The 21,318-nt window shown below is 73.3% G+C and carries 14 protein-coding genes; 10 read left to right on the forward strand and 4 right to left on the reverse strand.

Annotated features, from left to right (window positions below):
• Positions 1-196 precede the first annotated feature (196 nt).
• Positions 197-799: a GNAT family N-acetyltransferase gene (locus tag ACFWXO_RS22810; protein WP_375896291.1), complete on the forward strand. Its 603-nt coding sequence runs from the start codon at positions 197-199 to the stop codon at positions 797-799.
• Between the two features lie 20 nt (positions 800-819).
• Here ACFWXO_RS22810 and ACFWXO_RS22815 read toward each other — a convergent pair whose 3' ends face one another.
• Complete coding sequence (locus ACFWXO_RS22815) at positions 820-975, reverse strand: hypothetical protein (protein WP_380525581.1); 156 nt, start codon at positions 973-975, stop codon at positions 820-822.
• A gap of 357 nt (positions 976-1,332) precedes the next feature.
• Between ACFWXO_RS22815 and ACFWXO_RS22820 the strand changes: the two genes are divergently transcribed.
• From ACFWXO_RS22820 to metG, 3 genes are all read left to right on the forward strand, one after another.
• Positions 1,333-2,181 (forward strand): helix-turn-helix domain-containing protein, encoded by an 849-nt coding sequence (locus ACFWXO_RS22820; protein WP_375896286.1) that lies wholly within the window; start codon positions 1,333-1,335, stop codon positions 2,179-2,181.
• The gene (locus ACFWXO_RS22825; RefSeq protein ID WP_375896283.1) at positions 2,178-2,378 is read left to right on the forward strand and encodes a DUF397 domain-containing protein; all 201 of its coding nucleotides are present in this window, start codon (positions 2,178-2,180) and stop codon (positions 2,376-2,378) included. The genes ACFWXO_RS22820 and ACFWXO_RS22825 overlap by 4 nt, the downstream gene beginning before the upstream one ends.
• 133 nt (positions 2,379-2,511) lie before the next feature.
• The gene (metG, locus tag ACFWXO_RS22830; protein WP_380525582.1) at positions 2,512-4,233 is read left to right on the forward strand and encodes a methionine--tRNA ligase; all 1,722 of its coding nucleotides are present in this window, start codon (positions 2,512-2,514) and stop codon (positions 4,231-4,233) included.
• 121 nt (positions 4,234-4,354) lie between these two features.
• Here metG and sbnB read toward each other — a convergent pair whose 3' ends face one another.
• Both sbnB and ACFWXO_RS22840 read right to left on the reverse strand, forming a co-directional pair.
• Positions 4,355-5,362: a 2,3-diaminopropionate biosynthesis protein SbnB gene (sbnB, locus tag ACFWXO_RS22835; protein WP_375896278.1), complete on the reverse strand. Its 1,008-nt coding sequence runs from the start codon at positions 5,360-5,362 to the stop codon at positions 4,355-4,357.
• Between the two features lie 72 nt (positions 5,363-5,434).
• Positions 5,435-7,666 carry an MMPL family transporter gene (locus tag ACFWXO_RS22840; protein ID WP_375896276.1) on the reverse strand — a complete coding sequence of 744 codons (2,232 nt, stop codon included), beginning with the start codon at positions 7,664-7,666 and terminating at the stop codon, positions 5,435-5,437.
• A 461-nt stretch (positions 7,667-8,127) separates the two neighbouring features.
• Between ACFWXO_RS22840 and ACFWXO_RS22845 the strand changes: the two genes are divergently transcribed.
• Together ACFWXO_RS22845 and ACFWXO_RS22850 are read left to right on the forward strand one after the other, a co-directional pair.
• Positions 8,128-9,225 carry an ATP-binding cassette domain-containing protein gene (locus ACFWXO_RS22845; protein WP_380525596.1) on the forward strand — a complete coding sequence of 366 codons (1,098 nt, stop codon included), beginning with the start codon at positions 8,128-8,130 and terminating at the stop codon, positions 9,223-9,225.
• Positions 9,222-10,040, forward strand: coding sequence for an ABC transporter permease (locus tag ACFWXO_RS22850; protein WP_380525583.1), 819 nt, complete (start codon positions 9,222-9,224; stop codon positions 10,038-10,040). Before ACFWXO_RS22845 ends, ACFWXO_RS22850 begins: the two co-directional genes overlap by 4 nt.
• 89 nt (positions 10,041-10,129) lie before the next feature.
• Here the strand turns inward: ACFWXO_RS22850 and ACFWXO_RS22855 are convergent, their stop codons facing one another.
• Positions 10,130-11,059, reverse strand: coding sequence for a LuxR family transcriptional regulator (locus ACFWXO_RS22855; protein WP_375895648.1), 930 nt, complete (start codon positions 11,057-11,059; stop codon positions 10,130-10,132).
• Between the two features lie 236 nt (positions 11,060-11,295).
• Here ACFWXO_RS22855 and ACFWXO_RS22860 point away from each other — a divergent pair, with 236 nt between their 5' ends.
• The 4 genes from ACFWXO_RS22860 to ACFWXO_RS22875 all read left to right on the forward strand — a co-directional run bounded on the left by ACFWXO_RS22860 (position 11,296) and on the right by ACFWXO_RS22875 (position 21,274).
• Positions 11,296-11,598, forward strand: coding sequence for a hypothetical protein (locus ACFWXO_RS22860; RefSeq protein ID WP_375895646.1), 303 nt, complete (start codon positions 11,296-11,298; stop codon positions 11,596-11,598).
• 253 nt (positions 11,599-11,851) lie between these two features.
• Entirely contained in the window at positions 11,852-12,163 is a 312-nt protein-coding gene (locus ACFWXO_RS22865; protein WP_380525584.1) for a hypothetical protein, read from the forward strand.
• Between the two features lie 247 nt (positions 12,164-12,410).
• On the forward strand, positions 12,411-13,415 hold the full coding sequence (gene sbnA / locus ACFWXO_RS22870) for a 2,3-diaminopropionate biosynthesis protein SbnA (RefSeq protein ID WP_380525585.1): 1,005 nt from the start codon (positions 12,411-12,413) through the stop codon (positions 13,413-13,415).
• Positions 13,412-21,274 carry an amino acid adenylation domain-containing protein gene (locus ACFWXO_RS22875; RefSeq protein ID WP_380525586.1) on the forward strand — a complete coding sequence of 2,621 codons (7,863 nt, stop codon included), beginning with the start codon at positions 13,412-13,414 and terminating at the stop codon, positions 21,272-21,274. Before sbnA ends, ACFWXO_RS22875 begins: the two co-directional genes overlap by 4 nt.
• Positions 21,275-21,318 lie beyond the last annotated feature (44 nt).

Here is a 21,318-nt window from a genome sequence, read left to right on the forward strand (position 1 = left end):
GTGGGGGGTGGGTTGGTTGTCTTCTGCTTGGGTGTGGTGCGTGGTTGACCCTCCACCGCCTGTCTGTCTGGGGGGGGGGGGCGGCCCGGCCGGGGGCCCCCCCCGCCCCGGGGGGGCCCTGCGCTTTGCCCTCGACTCATTGCACTAGTACGTAAATCCATTGCATCTAGTGCAGAGGCGCGCTACGTTCGGGGGCATGACCGCGAAGCCGCCCACCGCCATCACCCTCACCGGCCGCCACATCCGCCTGGAGCCGCTGGGGCGCCACCACCTCGCCGACCTGTGGGCCGCCATCGGCTCCGACCCCGAGGTCTGGCGCTGGACCATGGACCTCCCGCCGGCCTCCGAGGAGGAGCTCGGCCGCATCCTGGACCTCCGCATCGCCGGGGCCGAGCGGGGCGACTCGGTCTGGTTCGCCGCCGTCGACCTCGCGGCCGGCACCGCCGTCGGCATCACCGGCTACCACGACATCAACCCCACGGACGAGTCCGTCGAGATCGGCGGCACCCTGTACGCCCGCTCCGTCTGGCGCACCGCGGTCAACAGCGAGGCCAAGCTGCTGCTGCTCACCCACGCCTTCGAGGACCTCGGCACCGGCCGCGTCTACTGGAAGACCGACGCCCTCAACGAGCGCTCCCGCAACGCCATCCTGCGCCTCGGCGCCCGGTTCGAGGGCGTCCTGCGCCGCCACCGCCTCCGCCCCACCGGCACCTGGCGCGACAGCGCCTACTTCTCGATGCTCGCCGACGAGTGGCCCCCCGCCAAGGCCCGCCTGACCGCCCGCCTCGCCCGCGGCTGACGGCGGGCCCCGGGCCGGGGCTATTCGTGCTCGGCGCGGGTGGAATGACGGGGGATCAACTCCCGTTTTGTCGAGCGGAGTTCCCGGGGCTGCATGTTGACCAGCCAGACCAGCCAGCCGACGAAAAGGACGGCGAGGAGGAGGGCGGACAATCCGGCGACCAGAAGGGCATTCACCGGGGTACGGAAATGCGCTGGGGGAGGTGGGGGCGGTGGGGGCGCGGGTGCGGGGGGCCGGGAGGGGGAGGAAGGGGCACGGCTGTCTCCGGTCGGTGATGCCGAACGCCCTGACCGTGCATCTGGGTGTATTTACGGCTGATTGGCAGGGCCGATAGGCGACTTGGCGACTGTTTAGGGGACAACAAGTCAGCGAGTGACACGGACGACCATAGGGTCAGGGTGCCAGAGTTGCTACCGAGGGACTGGACGTTCACTCCATCGTGGGGTATCCCCCAATTCGCTAGCTAGGGCCCGGTGTGCACGTCACACTTCACCGGAAGCATCGACCGAAGCCGCGATCCGGAGAAGAGAGTCATGCCACCCCGCTTGTCGCCGACCGTCCGCCAGCAGCGCCTGGGGATCGAGCTGCGCAAGATGCGCGAACGCGTGGGCGTGACGCCCAAGAGCCTGGCCGCCACGATCGGCACCGACCTGCCCAAGATCTCCCAGATGGAGAACGGGAAGTCGGGCATCAGCGCCGAACGGCTCCGGACCTGGGCGCGCACCTGCGGCTGCCCCGACGGCCCGTACCTGGACGCGCTGCTCGCCATGACCCAGGACCGCCGCAAGTACTGGTGGGACGGCTACCGGGGCCGGATGCCCGGCGGGATCATCGACATCGCCGAGATGGAGCACCACGCCGCGTCGCTCTCCATCCTCAACAGCACCTTCATCCCCGGGCTGCTGCAGACCCCGGACTACGCGGCCGCGGTGTTCGAGCGGCTCCCCGCCCAGCACCGCCAGGAGGCGCAGGTCCGGAAGGAATTCCGGATTCGGCGCCAGCAGATCTTCGTCGACCGCCCGAAGCCGTACAGCGCGATCCTGCACGAATCCGCGCTGCGGATGCAGTTCGGCGGCCCCGCCGTGCTGCGCGACCAGTTGCACAGCCTGCTGCTGAATTCCGAGCGGCCCGGACTGGAGATCCGGGTGATCCCGTTCAGTGTGCCCACGTACACCGGCTCCTCGGAGAGCCCGTATCTCGCGCGCGGGCCCGTCCCGGAGCTGGACACCGTCCAGATCGAGCTCGTGCACGGGCCGAAGTTCGTGCACTCCGAAGCGGAATTGTCGTCCTACCGACGGATCAAGGAGAAGACCGCGGCGATCGCGCTGGGGGCGGCGGAGTCCCGGGAGTTCATCCGGGCCTTACTGAAAGACTTCTCATGAGTACGTGGCGCAAGGCGTCGGCCAGCGGCGAGAGCACCGACTGCGTGGAGGTCAGAACCTACGCCGGGCAGGTGGAGATCCGCGAGTCGGACCTGCCCGAGGTGGTCGTGCGGACCACGCCGCGCAAGTGGGCGGCGTTCGTCCGCGGGGTCAAGGCCGGGGAGTTCGACCGGTACGCCGACTTCACCCGTCCGTGAGGCCGCGCTGCCCCCGTCGCGAGCCGGTCGGCGGAGCGGCCGACGGTAGGCTTGGCAGCCCACAGTGGACCCCTGCGCCTGGCACCGCACTCCGGGTGGGGTGCGCGTGCGGGAGAAATCGGAGCATCCGAGGATGGCTCGGCACCTGATCACCAGCGCCCTTCCGTACATCAACGGGATCAAGCACCTGGGCAACCTGGTCGGGTCGATGCTCCCGGCGGACGTCCACGCCCGCTACCTGCGCCAACGCGGCCACGAGGTGCTGTACATCTGCGCCACCGACGAGCACGGCACGCCCGCCGAACTGGCGGCGCAGGAGGCCGGGTTGCCGGTCGCCGAGTTCTGCGCCCGGGCGCACGACGCCCAGCGGGCGGTGTACGACGGCTTCGGGCTGTCCTTCGACCACTTCGGCCGCAGCTCCTCGCCGCAGAACCGGGAGATCACCCAGGAGATCGCCCGCGAGCTCCAGCGCAACGGCTTCGTCGAGGAGCGCGCGGTCCGCCAGGTGTACTCCAACGCCGACGGCCGCTTCCTGCCGGACCGCTACATCGTCGGCACCTGCCCGCACTGCGGCTACGACAAGGCGCGCGGCGACCAGTGCGAGAACTGCACCCGGGTGCTGGACCCGACCGACCTGCTGGAGCCGCGCTCGGCGATCAGCGGCAGCGCCGACCTCGAAGTCCGGGAGACCAGGCACCTGTTCCTGCTCCAGTCGAAGCTGACCCAGGAGGTCGAGGCCTGGATCGCCGCGCACGGCGACGACTGGCCGGTGCTGGCCTCCTCGATCGCCCGCAAGTGGCTGACCGAGGGCCTCCAGGACCGCTCGATCACCCGCGACCTGGAGTGGGGCGTCCCGGTGCCGGCCGACGTGTGGCCCGAACTGGCCGCCGAGGGCAAGGTGTTCTACGTCTGGTTCGACGCCCCGATCGAGTACATCGGCGCCACCAAGGAGTGGGCGGACGCCGCCCCGGCCGGGCAGCCGCGGGACTGGAGGTCCTGGTGGTACGAGGCCGACGACACCGTCCGCTACACCGAGTTCATGGCCAAGGACAACGTCCCGTTCCACACCGTGATGTTCCCGGCGACGATCCTCGGCTCGCGCCGCCCGTGGAAGAAGGTCGACTACGTCAAGGCCTTCAACTGGCTGACGTACTACGGCGGGAAGTTCTCCACCAGCCAGAAGCGCGGCATCTTCACCGACGTCGCGCTGGAGCTGCTGCCCGCCGACTACTGGCGCTACTTCCTGATGGCGCACGCCCCCGAGTCGGACGACTCCAGCTTCACCTGGGACCTCTTCGCCTCGGTGGTCAACAAGGACCTCGCCGACACCCTCGGCAACTTCGTGAACCGGGTGCTCTCGTTCAGCCGCAAGCGCTTCGGCGACGAAGTCCCGGCCGGGGCCGCGCCGGGCGGGGCCGAGGAGCGGCTCGGCGAGCAGACCGCCGGCCTGCTGGCCGAGTACGAGGCCCAGCTGGAGGCGCTCAACTTCCGCAAGGCGGCGCAGGCGCTGCGCGCGCTGTGGAGCGCCGGGAACGCCTACCTGGACGAGAAGGCGCCCTGGCTCCAGGTGAAGACCGACCCGGAGGCGGCGGCGCTGACCCTGCGGACGGCGATGAACCTGATCCACCTGTACGCGGTGGTGTCCGAGCCGTTCGTCCCGACCGCGGCGGCCGCGATGCGCGGCGCCTTCGCGCTGCCCGGGGACACCCGGACCTGGATCGACGGGGACGCGGCCCGGGCGCTGGACCTCGTCCCGGCCGGGACGCCGTTCACCGTGCCGCCGGTGCTGTTCGCGAAGGTCACCGACGAGGACCTGGCGGCCTGGGCGGCGCGCTTCGGCGGCGCGCAGGCCTGAGCACGCCACGAGGGCCCCGACCGCGGTCACGGCGGTCGGGGCCCTCGTCGGTGGTGCCGGGCCCTTCGTGGGGGGGCGGGCCCGGGGTCGGCGGGCCCGGTGGGGCGGGCCCGGGGTGGGGCTACCAGCGGGTGGTCTCCGCGAAGAAGCCGGGGATCTCGGTCGCCCGGCCGGCCGCCACCGCCTCGTCGTGCACCAGCGCGCCGACCGCCAGGTCGAGCACGCCGAGGCCGAAGGGCGAGAAGACCACCGGGCGGTCGGTGCCGACGGCGACCTCGCCCTCGATCACCTGGGCCAGCGTGCCGGTGACGAACTCCCGGTTGCCGTAGAGCTGTTCGGCCAGGTGCGGAGAGGTGTTCGCCTTCATGCAGTGCTCCACGTCGTCGAGCACGTTGTACGCGCCGCCGATGATCTCCGGCGCGAGGTCGCGCAGCGAGATGTTGAGCACCAGCTGCCCGGGGGCGAAGGTCTCCGGGTCGAGGATGTACGGCTCGCCCGCGGTGGTGGCCAGCACCACCACGTCGGCGCCCTTGAGCGCCTCGTGCAGGTCCTCCACCACCTGGGCCGGGTAGCCGAGTTCGGCGTCGGCGTGGTCGACCAGCGCCCGGGCGTACTCGGCCTTGCGGTCGTGCACCACCAGCTCGTCGATCTCCCACTGCTGGGCGCCGAAGAACTCCAGGATGTTGCGGGCGATGATGCCGGCGCCGACCACCGCCAGCCGGCCCGCCGTACGGCCGCCGCTGAGCACCTCGGCGGCGAGCACGGCGGAGGCCGCGGTGCGGGCCGCGCTGATCTGCGAGGCCTCCAGGACGGCGAACGGGTAGCCGGTCTCGTAGTCGTTCAGCAGCAGGGCGGCCGAGGCGCGCGGGAAGCCCCGCTCGACGTTGGCCGGGAAGCTGCTGATCCACTTGATCCCGGCCAGTCCGACGCCGCCGCCGAGGTAGGCCGGCAGGGCGATGATCCGGGCGTCCGGCTTGGCCGGGAACCGCAGGAAGTAGCTGTCGGGGTTCACGGACTCGCCGGCGCCGTGGGTCAGGTAGGTCTCCCGGACCTCCTGGACGATCCTCGGGCGGGCTCCCGCGATGAGCTCGCGGGCGGTGGTGCCGTCGATGACTCTGAACTCGAACACGGTGGTGGCTCCAGTCGGGTCCGCCCGGTGCGGGCGGGGGTCGGGCGGTGCTGAGGGGCGGGCGGGGCCGGGTCAGCCGACGTAGGCGGTGCCGGCCGGCTCGTGCTGGCCGGCGGCGTGGTGCGCCCCGGCGGCGTGCGCGGCGCGGGTGGTGCGGCCGCCGCCCAGCCAGCGCGGCAGGTACCAGTTGGCGTCGCCGAGCAGGGCCATCACCGCGGGCAGCAGCACCGCGCGGACCAGGGTGGCGTCCAGCAGGACCGCGACCGCCAGGCCGATGCCGAGCTGCTTGAAGTCCTGCATGCCCAGGGTGCCGAAGACCGCGAACACCGCGACCATGATCAGACCGGCGCTGGTGACCACCCCGGCGGTGTTGCGGATGCCGAGGCCGACCGCCTCCCGGCTGGACCTGCCCGAGAGGTAGGCCTCGCGGATCCGGGAGACCACGAACACGTGGTAGTCCATCGAGAGGCCGAAGAGCACCACGAAGACGAACAGCGGCATCCAGGACTCGATCGCCCCCGGCGCCTTGGTGCCCACCAGCGAGGCGCCCCAGCCGTGCTGGAACACCGCGGTCATCACGCCGTACGCGGCCGCCACCGAGAGCAGGTTGAGCAGGATCGAGGTGATCGAGATGGTCAGCGAGCGGAAGGAGACCAGCATCAGCAGGAAGGTGACGCCCATGACGAAGGCGAACACCGGGACGATGCTGCGGTCCAGCTGGTTGTTGTAGTCGACCGAGAAGGCGAGGTCGCCGGCGACCAGCGCGGTGGTGCCCGGAACGGTCTTGAGGGTCTGCGGGACGATCTGCCCGCGCAGCGCCGACAGGGCCGCCTTGGAGGTGGCGTCGGTGCCGTTGCCCGCCAGCGGAACGCTGATCTGGGCGATGTTCTTGTCCTTCCAGTACCGCACGTCGATCTGGTTGCCGGTCTTCCCGGAGGCCAGGGCGGCCTGCTTGAAGTCCTCGATGCTCTTGGCGACCTGCGGCGAGTCGATGGAGTCGGCCTTGACCACCACGGTGGCGGGCGAGGGCGACCCCGGGAACTCGCGGTCGATCCGCTGCGAGACCGAGACCAGCGGGTTGTCGGAGGGCAGCAGCTTGTCCATGCCGAGCTTCTCGGTCTTCATGCCGAGCGCCGGCAGGGCCAGCACCAGCAGCACGGCGGCGGACAGCAGGGCGAAGATCCCCGGGCGGGCCAGCACGCCGCGCAGCAGCGCGTTGGCGGGCTTCGGGCTCGCCGCGGCGGTCTGACGGCGCTTGCTGATCCACGGGATCCGGCCGGCCGCGACCTTGTCGCCGAGCATCGACATCAGGGCCGGCAGCACGGTCATCGAACCGACCACCGCGACCGCGACGACCTCGATGGTGGCCATCGCGAAGCCCTCGAAGACGGTCAGCCCGGAGAGGAACATGCCGGCCATCGCGACCATCACGGTGAGGCCGGAGACCATCACCGAGTGGCCCGAGGTGTGGGCGGCGATCCGCAGCGCGGTCGCCTTGTCCCGGCCGGCCGCCCGCTCCTCGCGCTCGCGGCGCAGGTAGAACAGGCAGTAGTCGACGCCGACGGCGAGGCCCATCAGGAACATCACCGAGTTGGTCATGCCGTCCACCGGCACCGCCTGGCTGCTCAGCGCGAGCAGCCCGAGCGCGCCGATGCAGGCGGTGACCGCCAGGGCCACCGGCAGCACGGCCGCCACGAAGGCGCCGAAGACCACCAGCAGGATGCCCAACGCGACCGGCAGGGCGGTCAGTTCGGCGCGGGTGAAGTCGTCGCCGAGGCTGTCGTTGATGCCCTTGAGGGCGGTCGCGCCGCCGAACTCGCCGAGGGTCACCTGGGGGTGGGCCTTGGCGGTGTCCTGGACGGCGGTGATCACCGGGTCGATCCGGTCGGCCGCGGTGTCCGGGTCGCCGGTGACGGCGAACATGATCAGCGCCGAGTGCTTGTCGGCCGAGAAGGCCTGGGTGGTGTACGGGTCCCGCAGGTTCTCCGCGAGACCGGTCTTGTTGACCGCGTCGGCGGTGGCCTGGACGGCGCCGCGGAACTCCGCGGAGTCCGCGGTCAGCGCGTCGCTGTGGACCAGGATCAGCTCGTTGACCGGGTCGTTGATCCCGGCGTCCTTGAGGATCTGGGCGGCCTTGCCGGACTCCCCGGTCCCGTAGTCGGCCTGGGTCAGGCTCTTCTGCCCGACCATGCCACCGAGCACGGTGACCAGGATGACCAGGATGATCCAGCCGAAGACGGCTGTCTTGCGGTGCTGGGCACTCCACTCGCCCAGCCGGGCCGCGAAATTGCTTTGACGTGCCATTACCTCTCCTGCGATCGGCGGCAATGATCAAGCCGCGGTGGCGACAGACGGGTTGGATGTGTCCTGACCGGCTCGAGGGTGACCGGCGGAATAACCATGACCGTAGGCCCTCGCGAACGGCTTTGGAGCCCCTGGGAGTTGCAGCATCCTGCGGTGGCAAGCTGCTGCCAGCGGAGGCGGGCCGGAGCCCCTTACCGGCCTCGTTTCCCCGGTGCTACGGTCGGTCCCCGTTGAGGGACAACCATTCGAGCGGACCACATTCGAGTGACGCCGGGCCGATGATTCGGGAAAGTCGGCCGGCCGCCCCGAGCGACCGACCGGTCGTCGAGTGCGCGAGTACCCGACCGGGCCCGCGGGCCGACCCGAACGATTCCACCGAATTTCACGATTCCGCGCCGGAATGTGCTCCGGCGTCTGCTTTCCGAACGATCCACAGACCTCCGTGGAAGGGGGAATGAATGATGGACACCGCAATCAGGGCGACCGGACTCGGCAAGAGATACGGCGATCACCACGCGCTCAAGGGCGTGGACCTCGAGGTCGCGGCCGGCACCGTGCTCGGCCTGCTGGGCCCCAACGGCGCCGGCAAGACCACCACCGTCCGACTGCTCGCGACCCTGCTCGAACCGGACCAGGGGCGGGCCGAGGTGGCCGGCTTCGACGTCGTGCGCCAGCAGCGCCAGGTGCGCCGGCGGATCGGCCTGGCCGGTCAGTACGCCGCCGTCGACGGGCTGCTCACCGGTCGCGAGAACCTCGAACTCCTGGGCCGGCTCCTGCACCTGGGGCGCAAGGGCGCCCGGGAGCGGGCGGCCGAGCTGCTCGCCCGGTTCGAGCTGGAGGACGCCGCCGAGAAGCCGGCCCAGACCTACTCCGGCGGCATGCGCCGCCGGCTGGACCTGGCCGCCGCGCTGATCGGCCGGCCCGAGGTGCTGTTCCTGGACGAGCCGACCACCGGGCTGGACCCGGCGAGCCGGCTGGTGCTCTGGGAGATGGTCCGCGAACAGGTCGCCCAGGGGGTGACCGTGCTGCTCACCACCCAGTACCTGGAGGAGGCCGACTTCCTGGCCGACCGGATCCTGGTCATCGACACCGGCACGGTGATCGCCGAGGGCACCCCGGACGAGCTCAAGCGCAAGGTCGGCGAGGAGTGGCTGGAGGTGGGCGTCGGCACCGACGCGGCCATCGCCCAGGCCCTGGCCGTGCTCGCCCCGGTGGCCGCCGCCCAACCCGAGGTGGACCGCACCGGGCGCCGGATCACCGTCCAACTGGCCGACGGCATCGGCACCATCGCCGCCGCCGCGGTCGCCCTGGAGACGGCCCGGGTGCCGGTGACGGACTTCGCGCTGCGCCGTCCCTCGCTGGACGACGTGTTCTTCCACCTGACCGGGCGAGGCACCCAGATCGGCCGGGCCCCCGAGGAGGGCGCACCCGCGCTCGCACCGGGCGCACCGCAGCCGCGGACCGGGCAGGGCGACCGGCCCGGGCAGGGCGAAGTGGCCGAGCAGGGCGAACGGGAACCGGTGGCGGCCGCCGCCGGACGGACGGGAGACGAGCAGTGAGCGACATCGGCGCCTCGGCCGGCCTCGGCACGGCCATCGGAGACACCGCCGCGCTGATCGGCCGCCACCTGCGGCACCTGCGGCGCACCCCGGAGAAGATCATCGCGATCACCCTGACCCCGGTGACCATGGTGGTCGTGCTCGGCTACCTGTTCGCCAGCGTGGTGACCGTGACCGGCTCCGGCGAGTACCACGACTACGTGATGGCCGGGGTGTTCGCCCAGGTCGGCCTGACCTGCGTCGGCGTCGCCGCGCTGGGCGTGGCCACCGACCTGCGCACCGGGCTGATCGACCGCTTCCGCTCGCTGCCGATGGGCCGCTCCGCCGTGCTGGTCAGCCACACCGCGGCCGACCTGCTGACCGCCGCGGCCGCCACCTTCGCCGTCACCCTGGCCGGCCTGGGCGTCGGCTGGCGGATCCACAAGGACGTCGGCTCGGCGGCCCTGGGCTTCGTCCTGGTGCTGGCCTTCGCCTACGCGATGCTCTGGCTGGGCGCGCTGGTCGGCATGCTGATGCGCAACGCCGAGGCGATCAACGGCATCTCGGCGCTGTTCCTGGTCGTGCTGTCGTTCCTGTCCAACTCGTTCATGCCGCTGTCCGGGCTGCCCGCCTGGCTGCGCGCGGTGGCCGAGTGGAACCCGGTCAGCCTGGTGGCCGCGGCCTGCCGGGAGCTGTGGGGCAACGCCCCGTCGGTGGTCGGCAGCAGCCTGCCGGACCGGCACCCGGTGCTGCTCGCGGTGATCGTGGTGGCGGCCCTGATCGCGGTGCTGATCCCGGTCAACCTGCGGGTCTACCGCACCGCGGTGACGCGTTGACGCACCACCCGGCCGGCCGGTTCGGACGGGACGGCAGTCGTCCCGTGCGAACCGGCCGGCCGCGTCCGCGCGCCGCCGGGCAGCTGCCCTCAGTCGCCCTCGCGCGGCGGCGCGCCGCCCTGGAGCAGGCCGCGCTCGCCGGCGATCACCCCGGCCTGGAAGCGGCTGCGGCCGCCGAGCCAGGCCATCAGTTCCGCGGTGATCCGGCGCGAGGTGCGCACCGAGACGCCGAGCTTGCGGGCCACCACCTCGTCGGTGTGGCCCTGGGCGAGCAGGCTGAGCACGGCCATCGCCTGCGGGTTGAGGCCCTCGGCCCCCTTGGCCGGGGCCTTCCCGTACGGGGCGGCGTTCTCCCAGACGTACTCGAACAGCGCGCAGAGCGCGGAGACCAGTCCCGGACCGGACAGCACCAGGGCCCCCACGCTGGTGTCGTCCGGATCGGTCGGGACGACCGCGACCTTCCGGTCGAAGATCACCAGGCGCATCGGCAGCGACGGCGCTATCCGCACCCGGGCGCCCCGCTCGGTGAGCCACTCCAGGTGGGCGATGGTGCCGCCGTCGTTGGCGGCGCTCTCCAGGTAGATGCTGCGCATCTGCACGCCCCGGTCGAAGACCTCCTGGTCGGCGACCTGGCCGGCTCTTCGGGCGGCCGGCGACTGTCCGCCGCCGGTCGCGAAGCCCATGATCTCGCTGGCGCAGGAGTGCGAGAGCTCCTCCAGTCGGAGCCGGATCTGGTCGACGCCCTCCAACTGCTCGACGCCCAGGCCCCGTTCGCCCTTGCGGCTCTCGGCGTACTGGGCGACCAGCTTGGCCGCCTCCAGCCGGCTGTGCGCTATCTGGCGCTGCCGCTCGGCGAGTTCGACCTCCTGGCGGCCGATCAGCATGGCCAGGCTGACCTCGGGGTTGACCAGGAGGAGGTGTCCGGGCTCCAGCTCGGAGTGCCTGATCAGGGTGAGCCGGGCCAGTCCGTCCAGGGCGTCCCGGACCCGCTGTTCGGGCCAGTCGAGGTCCTGTGCCACTCCTGGGATTCCGAGTTCAGGCCTGGCCAGCACCGTCCGGTACACGGCCTCGGCGTCGGGATCCAGTCCTAACACTGACAGCACCGCCTGCCCCCCCGATATTGCGAACCTGATGACGCCACGTCATTGCCGGATCTCGGGGGCATGCTACGACACCCTGCCCACAACCACCCACCGTTCGGGCCCAGGCCCTTTCCTGCGGACTTCGAGCGGGTCCACCCACGAGAGGATTTGACATGTATATCACTGTCGGACGTCTGGTTCGGGGTATCGTCGAACCGGAACAGGTCACGCCCGACAAACTCGTCGAACTGCTCCGGAACGCCGCCGAGCCGGCCGACGGACTGGAGCACGTTTACGTCGAGATCGACCCCCTCGGTGCCGATCTGGTCTTCTTTCTCGGCCCTCCGAAATCCGGAGAGTCGGATTCCGCCGCTCACCGGATCACCCGCCGTTGCCTGCGGGACGCGCCTGAACTGCGCGGATGGCGGCTGGCGACCGAATTCAGCGACGACCGGCTGCCGTTGTTGGAGGAGTGACCCGCGGGGCGGGCGCTCTGCAGGGTGCTGCCAGGGCAGGACCCTGACATGGAGAACTGTGGCACGGAACGTGTGTGCGAGACAGACTTGGTCATGCCGAAGGGGGCCGGAACCCCCTCCCGCAGGATTCGAGAGCCGGTCCCGCGCGGTCATTCACCGCGGGAATTGAACCAGGCACAGCACTCATCCGTTTCGTCTGTCTCGCCGCCGCCGATTTAACGGCCCGCGGCTCCATTGCCACCGGGGGTTCACCATGAGCAGCATCACCATTGTCGCCGCCCGCACCGCCGCCGCCCTCGGCCTGCTGGTCGCCGGCGCCGCCCTCACCGCGCCGGTCGCCGGCGCCGCCACCTCGGTGGCCGCCCCGGTCGCCAAGGGCGCCGGCTCCGTGCACGGCGACGACATCATCTGGGACGGCCCGGCCGCCAAGGCCGCCCCGGTCCACGTGACCACCGCCTCCGCCTCCGTGCACGGCGACGACATCATCTGGGACTCCCCGGTCGCCCACGCCCCGGTCGCCAAGGGCACCGGCTCCGTGCACGGCGACGACATCATCTGGGACTGACCTCCCGGCGGTCCGGCACGGGGACCGGGCCCAGCAGCACACCCATCCGCCCACGCCGTTCCCGCCGCCGCCGATTCCACGGCCCGCGGCTCCATCGCCACCGGGGGTTCACCATGACCAGCACCACCGCCACCACCGCCCGCACCGCCACCGGCCCGGCCGGCCCGGGCACCGGCTCCGCGCACGGCGACGACATCATCTGGGACTGACGTCCCGTCACTCTCCTGACACCGAAGGGGAACGGGCGATGCCCATCATCAGAACGCCGCAGGAGTTCAACGAGGACGAACTCTTCGTCGACCTCCGGGCGATGTTCGACTACCCGCTGTACCTCAAGTGCGAGGGCTTCAACTTCGCCGGCTCCGTCAAGCTCAAGGCGGCCCTCAGCATGGTCGACGCGGCCGAACGGGACGGCCGGCTGAACCGGGACTCCGTCCTGGTGGAGTCCTCCTCGGGGAACCTGGGGATGGCGCTGAGCATGATCGCCTCCGTCCGGGGCTACCAGTTCATCTGCGTCGTCGACCCACGGACGAACCTGTCCACCCGTCAGCTCATCGAAACACTCGGCGGCAAAGTCCACATGATCACCGAGCCGTCGCCGGAGACCGGCTTCCTCGGTGCCCGACTGGACTTCGTCCGCGAGCTGTGCGCCTCCTCGCCGCGGTACGTCTGGCTCAACCAGCACGCCAACCCGGACAACTGGCGCGCCCACTACCGCACCACCGCGCCCTCGATCCACCGCCAGTTCCCGGACCTGGACCTGCTGTTCATCGGCGCCGGGACCACCGGCACGCTGATGGGCTGCGCCCGCTACTTCAAGGAGCACCGGCCGGACACCCGGATCGTCGCGGTGGACAGCGTCGGCTCGGTCACCTTCGGCGGCGAGCCCGGCCCGCGGATGCTCCCCGGCCTGGGCGCCGGCGTCCGGCCGGCCCTGCTGGACGAGAGCTTCGTCGACGACGTGGTGCACGTGCCCGAACTGGACACCGTCCGCACCTGCCACCGACTGGCCCGCGGCGGCTTCCTGTTCGGCGGCTCCACCGGGACGGTGGTCAGCGGAGCGGCCGCCTGGCTGGCGGAGCACCGCCTCGGCCAGGACGTGGTCGCCGTCGCCGTCTCGCCGGACCTGGGCGACCGATACCTCGACACCATTTACCAGAGCGCCTGGGTGCGCGACATCTACGGGGCCGACGCGCTTGACGCCGTCGACCGCCTCACGCCGCCCAACGCCATTGCCACGGGGGTAAGATGACGATGCGTCATGCCGCGCCATTTTCCGATTTTCCTGAACCGGGGCGGCCCGGAGAACTGCCGCTGTCCGACGCCCAGCGCGAGATGTGGTTCGCCCAGCAGCTCGACCCGGGCAACCCGGTGTTCACCATGGCGGACCTCCTGGAGCTGACCGGCCCGCTGGACCACGAGCGGCTGCGGGCCGCCTGGCAGCGCGTGCTGAACCGCACCGAGTGCCTGCGGGTGCGCTTCGCCGAGCGCGACGGCCTGCCGGTGCAGATCGTCGAACCGCCCCGGGAGCGCCCCCTCCCGGTGCTCGACCTGACCGGCGAGGCCGACCCGCTCGCGGCTGCCGAAACGTTTCTGGAGTCCGAGGGACACCGTCCGTCCACCCTCGGCCCCGACGCCTTCGCCGCCACCCTCGTCCTGATCGGCCCCGAACTGGCCTGGCTGTACGTCCGGGCCAACCACATCCTGGTCGACGGGTTCAGCCGCGCCCTGGTCTACCGCCGCCTCGCCGCCGAGTACGACCTGCCCGACGCCGAACCCGCCCTCGACCCGACCCTCGCCGAACTGCTCGCCGAGGAGCGCGACTACCTCGCCTCCCCCGCCCACCAGCGCGACCGCGCCTACTGGACCGAGCGGCTGGCCGACGGCATCGAACCCACCGTGCTCTCCGGCCACCTCGGCTCGCCCGCCCGCGACACCCTGCGCAGCACCGGCCTGATCCCCGCCGCCACCGTCACCAGGCTGCAGGACACCGCCTGGGCCGAGCGGGTCACCTGGCAGACCCTGCTGATCGGCGCCACCGCTGGCTGCCTCGCCCAACTCTGCGGCACCGACCGGGTCGTGCTCACCCTCCCGGTCGCCGCCCGCACCACCCCGCTCGCCCAGTCCGTCCCCGGCATGCGCGCCAACTTCCTGCCGCTGCCGCTCACCGCCCACCCCGCGCTCGGCCGCGACGGCCTGCTCACCCAGGTCGCCACGGCTCTGCGCGGCACGCTGCGCCACCAGCGCCACCGGCACGACGCGATCCGCCGCGAGCTCGGACTCACCGGCGACGCCGGCCGCACCTTCGGCCCCACCGTCAACGTGCTGCAGACCGGTGGCGAGTTCGCCCTCGGCGACTGCCGCGCCCTGGTCCGCAACCTGTCCACCGGCCCCGTCCCGGACCTCCAGATCCTGTTCCTGGACAGCGGCGAGGACGGCTGCGAGCTGCGCGTCGACGGTGACGCCGACCGCTACCCCCAGGAGCGCCTCGACCTCTTCCGGGACGCCCTGCTCGGGTACCTGGAGGCGTTCGCCACCGTCTCCACCGCGCTGCCGGTCGGCCGGATCACCGCGCTGCCCGCCGCCGAGCGCGAGCGCGTCCTGGTCGAGTGGAACAGCTACCGGCAGCAGCCCGAGGTGTTCACCGACGTGCTGCCCCGGATCCGCGCCCTCGCCCAGGCCCGTCCCGGCGCCGTCGCCGTCCAGGACGACGCCGGCCGGCTCGACTACGCCGAGCTGGTCGCCCGGGCCAGCGCCCTCTCCCGCCGGCTGCTCGCCGCCGGGGCCGGACCGGACCGGCTGGTGGCGATCGCCGCCGCCCCCGGCACCGGCTTCGTCACCGCCGTCCTCGGCGTGCTCGGCGCCGGCGCGGCCTGGCTCCCGCTGGACGTCCAGGCCCCGGCCGCCCGAGGCGCGGCGCTGGTCGAGGCCGCGGGCGCCACCGTCCTGCTGCACGGCGAGGACCAGCGGCCGTACGCCGACACCCTGCTCGGCGCCCTGCCGCAGCGCCCCGCCGTCCTCGCCCTCGACGACGCCCGGGACGCGGACCTGCTGGCACCCGCCGGCGGCCCCGCCGAACTGGCCTACGTCATCTACACCTCGGGCTCCACCGGCCGCCCCAAGGGCGCCATGGTGCACCGCGACGGCATGGTCAACCACCTGCTCGCCAAGCACGCCGACCTGGAGCTGTCCGAGGCCGACACCGTGGTGCACAACGCCCCGGTCACCTTCGACATCTCGGTCTGGCAGATGCTCAGCCCGCTGGTCGCCGGCGGCCGGCTGCGGGTGGTCTCCCGCGAGCTCGCCGCCGACCCCGGCGCCCTGTTCGCGCTCGCCGACGCCGAGGGCGTCACCGTCCTGGAGGTCGTCCCCTCCCTGCTGCGCGCCGCCCTGGACTCCTGGGAGGCCGGCGCCCCGCTGCCCGCGCTGTCCGCGCTGCGCCGGCTGGTGGTCACCGGCGAGGCGATGCCCGCCGACCTGGCCCGCCGCTGGTTCGCGCTGCGTCCCGGCATCCCGCTGGTCAACGCCTTCGGGCCGACCGAGTGCTCGGACGACGTCACCCACGCCCTGATCGGCTCCCCCGCGGAGCTGGACTCGGTGCGCGCCCCGATCGGCCGCCCGGTCCGCGACACCCGGCTCTACGTGCTCGGCGACTCGCTCCAGCCCGTCCCGGCCGGCCAGCCCGGCGAACTGTACGTGGGCGGGCGCGGCGTCGGCCGCGGCTACCTGAACGACCCCCGGCGCACCGCCGGGGCCTTCGTCGCCGACCCGTACGCGGCCGCGCCCGGCTCCCGGATGTACCGCACCGGCGACCGGGTGGTGCACCGCGGCGACGGCCAGCTGGAGTTCCTGGAGCGGGTCGACCACCAGGTCAAGATCCGCGGCCACCGGATCGAGCCCGGCGAGGTCGAGGCCGCGCTGCGCGCCGTCCCCGGCGTCGCCGACGCGGTGGTCACCGTCGCCCGCGACCCCTCCGGCGGCACCCGGCTGGTCGCCCACCTGACCGGCGGCGCCGACCCGGCCGCCGTCCGCACCGAACTCGCCCGGGTGCTGCCCGACTACATGGTCCCGGCGGCGCTGGTGCCGCTGGCGGCGCTGCCGCTGACCCCCAACGGCAAGGTGGACCGCAAGGCCCTGCCCGTCCCGGACTTCGGGGCGCTGCGCGGCGAGCGGCGGGCACCGGCCACCGAGCGCGAGGCGCTGCTGTGCGCGCTGTTCGCCGAGGTGCTGGAGCTGGACGGGGTCGGCGCCGACGAGGACTTCTTCGCGCTCGGCGGGCACTCGCTGCTGGCCGGCCGGGTGGTCACCGGGCTGCGTGCCCGGCTCGGCGTCGAACTGCCGATCCGCACCCTGTTCGAGGCGCCCACCCCGGCCGCCCTGGCCCTCGCCCTGGACGGCGCCGCGCCGGCCCGGGAGGAGCTCACCGCCGGCCCCCGGCCGGAGCGGATCCCGCTCTCCCCCGGGCAGCAACGGCTCTGGTTCCTCAGCCAGTTGGACGCGGCCGGCGCCACCTACCACCTGTCCCACGCGGTCCGGCTGACCGGCCCGCTGGAGCGGGCGGCGCTCGCCGAGGCCCTGGCCGACGTGGTCGCCCGGCACGAGAGCCTGCGCACCGTCTTCCCCGCCGAGGACGGACGCCCGCACCAGCTGGTGCTGCCGGTCGGCGAGGCCTGCCCCGAGCTGCCCGTGGTGCCGTTCACCGGCCGCCCGGCCGAGGAGCTGGACGCCGAACTGGCCGCCCGGGCCGGCGCGCCCTTCGACCTGGCCGTCGAACCGCCGCTGCGCGCGGTGCTGTTCGAGACCGGCGTCCAGGAGCACGTGCTGCTGCTGGTGCAGCACCACATCGCGGCCGACGGCTGGTCGGTGCGCCCGCTGGTCGAGGGCCTGCAGACCGCCTACCGCGCCCGGCTGGCCGGGCGTACCCCGGCCTGGGCCGAACTGCCCGTCCAGTACGCGGACTACACCCTCTGGCAGCGCCGCCTGCTCGGCGAGCAGGACGACCCGGCGAGCCTGATGAACCGTCAGCTCGACTACTGGGCAAACCAGTTGGCTGAGCTCCCGGAGGAGCTGGCGCTGCCGGCGGACTTCCCGCGGCCGGCCGTACCCAGCTACCGGGGCGCCACCGTGCCGCTGCGGCTGGACGCCGGGGCGCACCGCGCCCTGGCCGAGCTGGCCCGGTCCACCGGCGCCAGCCCGTTCATGGTGGTGCAGGCGGCCCTGGCCGTCCTGCTCGGCAAGCTCGGCGCCGGCACCGACATCCCGCTCGGCACCCCGGTCGCCGGACGCACCGACGACGCCCTGGACGACCTGGTCGGCTTCTTCGTCAACACCCTGGTGCTGCGCACCGACCTGTCCGGCGACCCGACCTTCCGGGAGCTGGTCGGCCGGGCCCGGGAGACCGTGCTGGCCGCCCTGGCCCACCAGGACGTGCCCTTCGAGAAGCTGGTCGACCGGCTCGGCGCCGGGCGCTCGCTGGCCCGCCAGCCGCTCTTCCAGGTGATGCTCGCCTTCCAGAACAACGCCGGGGCCCGCCCCGAGCTGCCCGGGATCACCGCCGAGGTCAGCCCGGTCGGCAACGGCACCGCCAAGTTCGACCTGGCCTTCGAGCTGGTCGAGCGGCACGGCGCCGCCGGCGAGCCGGACGGCCTCACCGGCACCCTGGAGTACAGCACCGACCTGTTCACCGAGCGGACGGCCCGGGGCCTGGCGGACCGCCTGACCCACCTGCTCGGCCTGCTGGCCGGCGCGCCCGACCGGCCGCTGAGCGGCGTGGACGCCCTGCTGCCCGAGGAGCGCGAGCGGCTGCTCGGCTCCTGGAGCGGGGCCGCCGCCCCGACCACCGTCGGCGCGGTCCAGCTCCCGGCGCTGTTCCAGGAGCGGGCGCACCGCGCGCCCGCCCGGCCCGCGCTGCGCTGGTTCGAGGACGGCGCCGTGCGCGCCGAGGTCGGCTACGGGGAGCTCAACGAGCGCGCCAACCGGCTCGCCCACCACCTGATCGCCCTGGGCGCGGGCCCCGGACGGATCGTCGCCCTGGCGCTGCCGCGCACGGTCGACGCGGTCGTCGCGGTGCTCGCGGTCCTCAAGACGGGCGCGGCCTACCTGCCGGTCGACCCGGCGTACCCGCGCGAGCGGATCGCCTACCTGCTGACCGACTCCGCCCCGCTGGCCGTCATCGGCCACGGCTCGGTGGCCGGACGGCTGCCGGAGCGGCAGGACGCACCGCTGCTGCTGCTGGACGACCCGGCGACCGCCGCCGCGATCGCCGCCGCCCCCGCGCACGACCCGACGGACGCCGAACGGACCACCCCGCTGGGGCCGGACCACCCGGCGTACGTGATCTACACCTCGGGCTCCACCGGCCGCCCCAAGGGCGTGCTGGTGCCGCACCGGGCGGTGGCCGCGCTGGCCGCCGAGCACGACCGCTTCGGCGTCGGCGAGGGCACCCGGCTGCTCCAGTTCGCCTCGTTCAGCTTCGACGCCGCGGCCTGGGAGCTGCTCACCGCGCTGCTGAACGGCGCCGTCCTGGTGCTGGCCGCGGAGGCCGACCGGGCGCCCGGCGAGCCGCTCGCCGAGCTGGTCAGGGCGGCCGGCATCGAGGTGGTCTGCCTGCCGCCGACGGTGCTCGCCGCCTGGCCCGCCCGGCTGCCGATGCCCGAGGGGCTGACCCTGATCACGGCCGGCGAGGCCTGCCCGCCCGAGCTGGTCGAGCGCTGGTCCGCGGGCCGGCGGATGCTCAACGCGTACGGCCCGACCGAGACCACGGTCTGCGCCACCGTCAGCGAGCCGCTGGCCGGCGCGGTCAAGCCGCCGATCGGCCGACCGCTGGCCGGCGCCCGGGTGTACGTGCTGGACGAGGCCCTGCGGCCGGTCCCGCCGGGCGTGATCGGCGAGCTGTACGTGGCCGGCGCCGGGGTGGCCCTGGGCTACCTGCACCGGCCCGAGCTCACCGCCCAGCGCTTCACCGCCGACCCGTACGCCGGCGCGTACGGCGACCCGAACGACCGGATGTACCGCACCGGGGACCTGGTCCGCTGGACGGCCGACGGCCAGCTGGACTACGTCGGCCGGGTCGACGAGCAGGTCAAGCTGCGCGGCTTCCGGATCGAGCTCGGCGAGATCGAGACCGCGCTGCTCGCGCGGCCCGGCGTCGAGCAGGCCGCCGCGATCGTCCGCGAGGACCGCCCCGGCGACAAGCGGCTGGTCGCCTACGTGACCCCGGCCGGCCTGCCGGTCGGCGAGCTGCGGGCCGCGCTCGCCGCGGAACTGCCCGACTACCTGGTGCCCTCCGCGTTCGTCCCGCTGGAGACCCTGCCGCTGACCGGCAACGGCAAGCTGGACCGCCGGGCACTGCCCGCGCCCGACTACGCCTCCGCCTCCACCGGCCGGGCCCCGGCCGGCGCCCGGGAGGCCGCGTTCTGCGCGGTCTTCGCCGAGGTGCTCGGACTGCCCGAGGTCGGCGCCGACGACGGGTTCTTCGACCTGGGCGGCGACAGCATCGTCTCCATCCAGCTGGTCAGCCGGGCCCGCGCGGCCGGGCTGGTGGTCACCGCGCAGGACGTCTTCACCCACCGGACCCCGGCGGCGCTGGCCGTGGTGGCCCGCGACGGCGAGGGCCCGGAGGCGGTCGCCACGGTCGGCACCGAGGACGGCGTCGGCCCGCTGGGCCAGCTGCCGATCGGGCACTGGCTGCGCGAACTCGGCGGGCCGGTGGACGGCTTCCACCAGGCCGTGCTGGTCCGCACCCCGGCCGACGCCACCCGGGAGTCGCTCACCGCGGCCCTCCAGGCCCTGCTGGACCACCACGACGGGCTGCGGATGCGGCTGCTGCCGGACTGGTCGCTGCTGATCGGCGAGCCCGGCACGGTCGACGCGGGCACGCTGCTGTCCGTCCTGGACGGCCCGGCCGCCGACTGGCCCGCCGAGGCGGTCGCCAACCGCGAGCGGCTGGCACCGTACGAGGGCGGGATGGTCCGGGCGCTCTGGCACCCGGCCGGCGGCGAGCTGCTGCTCACCCTGCACCACCTGGTGGTCGACGGGGTGTCCTGGCGGGTGCTGCTGCCCGACCTGGCCCGCGCCCACGCGGCCGTACGGGCCGGCGAGCCGGTCCGGCTGCAGCCGGTCGGCACCTCGCTGCGGCACTGGTCCGCGCTGCTGGAGCGGACCGCGGGCACGCCCGAGCTGCGCGCCCAACTCGACTGGTGGCGCGCCGAGTCGGCCGGCGGGCAGGCCCCGCTCGGCCACCGGGCCGCCGACCCGGCGGTGGACACCGTCGCCACCGCCCGGACGCTGCACCGCGTCCTGGACACCGACACCACGGCGGCGCTGCTCACCGAGGTCACCGGGGCGTTCCACGCCGAGGTGAACGACGTGCTGCTGACCGCCCTGGCACTGGCCGTCGCCGACTGGCGGCGGCGCACCGGACGGCCCGAGGGCGCCGTCCCGGTGGAGCTGGAGGGCCACGGGCGCGAGGAGTTCGCCCCCGGCGTGGACCTGTCCCGCACGGTCGGCTGGTTCACCACCGCCTACCCGCTGCGGCTCGACCCGGGCCCGGTGGACCTGGCGGAGGCGCTGGCCGGCGGTCCGGCCGCCGGACACAGCCTCAAGCTGGTCAAGGAGCACCTGCGGATGGTGCCCGGACACGGGCTCGGCTGGGGCCTGCTGCGGTACCTGGCCGAGCACGGCCCGGACGGAGCGGGCACCGCGGAGCTGTCCGGCGCCGCCCGGCCGCAGCTCGGCTTCAACTACCTGGGCCGGCTGCCCGCGCCCACCGACGAGGACTGGTCGCTGACCGAGCGGTCCGCCGCACTGGCCGCCGGGTCCGACCCGGGGATGCCGCTGCCGCACGTCCTGGACGTCAACGCGGTGACCGAGGACGGCGCGGACGGACCGCGGCTGAACGCCCGCTGGACCTGGGCCGGCCGGGCCCTGGCGCAGGCCGACGCCGAGGCCGTGGCCGACGGCTGGTTCACCGCCCTGCGGGCCCTGGTGCGACACACCCGGGAACCCGGCGCGGGCGGCTGGACGCCGTCCGACCTCGACCTGGTGGCACTCAGCCAGGACGAGATCGACGAATTCGAGGACGAGATGGACGACTGGGGGGACGAGCTGTGACCACGGCCTCGGCCGAGCCCCGCACCGGGCGACGCCCCGGACGG

Origin of the sequence: Kitasatospora sp. NPDC059088 (assembly GCF_042738155.1) — a bacterium.
GTDB lineage: Bacteria > Actinomycetota > Actinomycetes > Streptomycetales > Streptomycetaceae > Kitasatospora.

Coding starts and splice junctions, on each gene's coding strand:
- ACFWXO_RS22810 (WP_375896291.1), top strand. CDS start 197: ATGACCGCGAAGCCGCCCACCGCCATCACCCTCACCGGCCGCCACATC.
- ACFWXO_RS22820 (WP_375896286.1), top strand. CDS start 1,333: ATGCCACCCCGCTTGTCGCCGACCGTCCGCCAGCAGCGCCTGGGGATC.
- ACFWXO_RS22825 (WP_375896283.1), top strand. CDS start 2,178: ATGAGTACGTGGCGCAAGGCGTCGGCCAGCGGCGAGAGCACCGACTGC.
- metG (WP_380525582.1), top strand. CDS start 2,512: ATGGCTCGGCACCTGATCACCAGCGCCCTTCCGTACATCAACGGGATC.
- ACFWXO_RS22840 (WP_375896276.1), bottom strand. CDS start 7,666: ATGGCACGTCAAAGCAATTTCGCGGCCCGGCTGGGCGAGTGGAGTGCC.
- ACFWXO_RS22845 (WP_380525596.1), top strand. CDS start 8,128: ATGGACACCGCAATCAGGGCGACCGGACTCGGCAAGAGATACGGCGAT.
- ACFWXO_RS22860 (WP_375895646.1), top strand. CDS start 11,296: ATGTATATCACTGTCGGACGTCTGGTTCGGGGTATCGTCGAACCGGAA.
- ACFWXO_RS22865 (WP_380525584.1), top strand. CDS start 11,852: ATGAGCAGCATCACCATTGTCGCCGCCCGCACCGCCGCCGCCCTCGGC.
- sbnA (WP_380525585.1), top strand. CDS start 12,411: ATGCCCATCATCAGAACGCCGCAGGAGTTCAACGAGGACGAACTCTTC.
- ACFWXO_RS22875 (WP_380525586.1), top strand. CDS start 13,412: ATGACGATGCGTCATGCCGCGCCATTTTCCGATTTTCCTGAACCGGGG.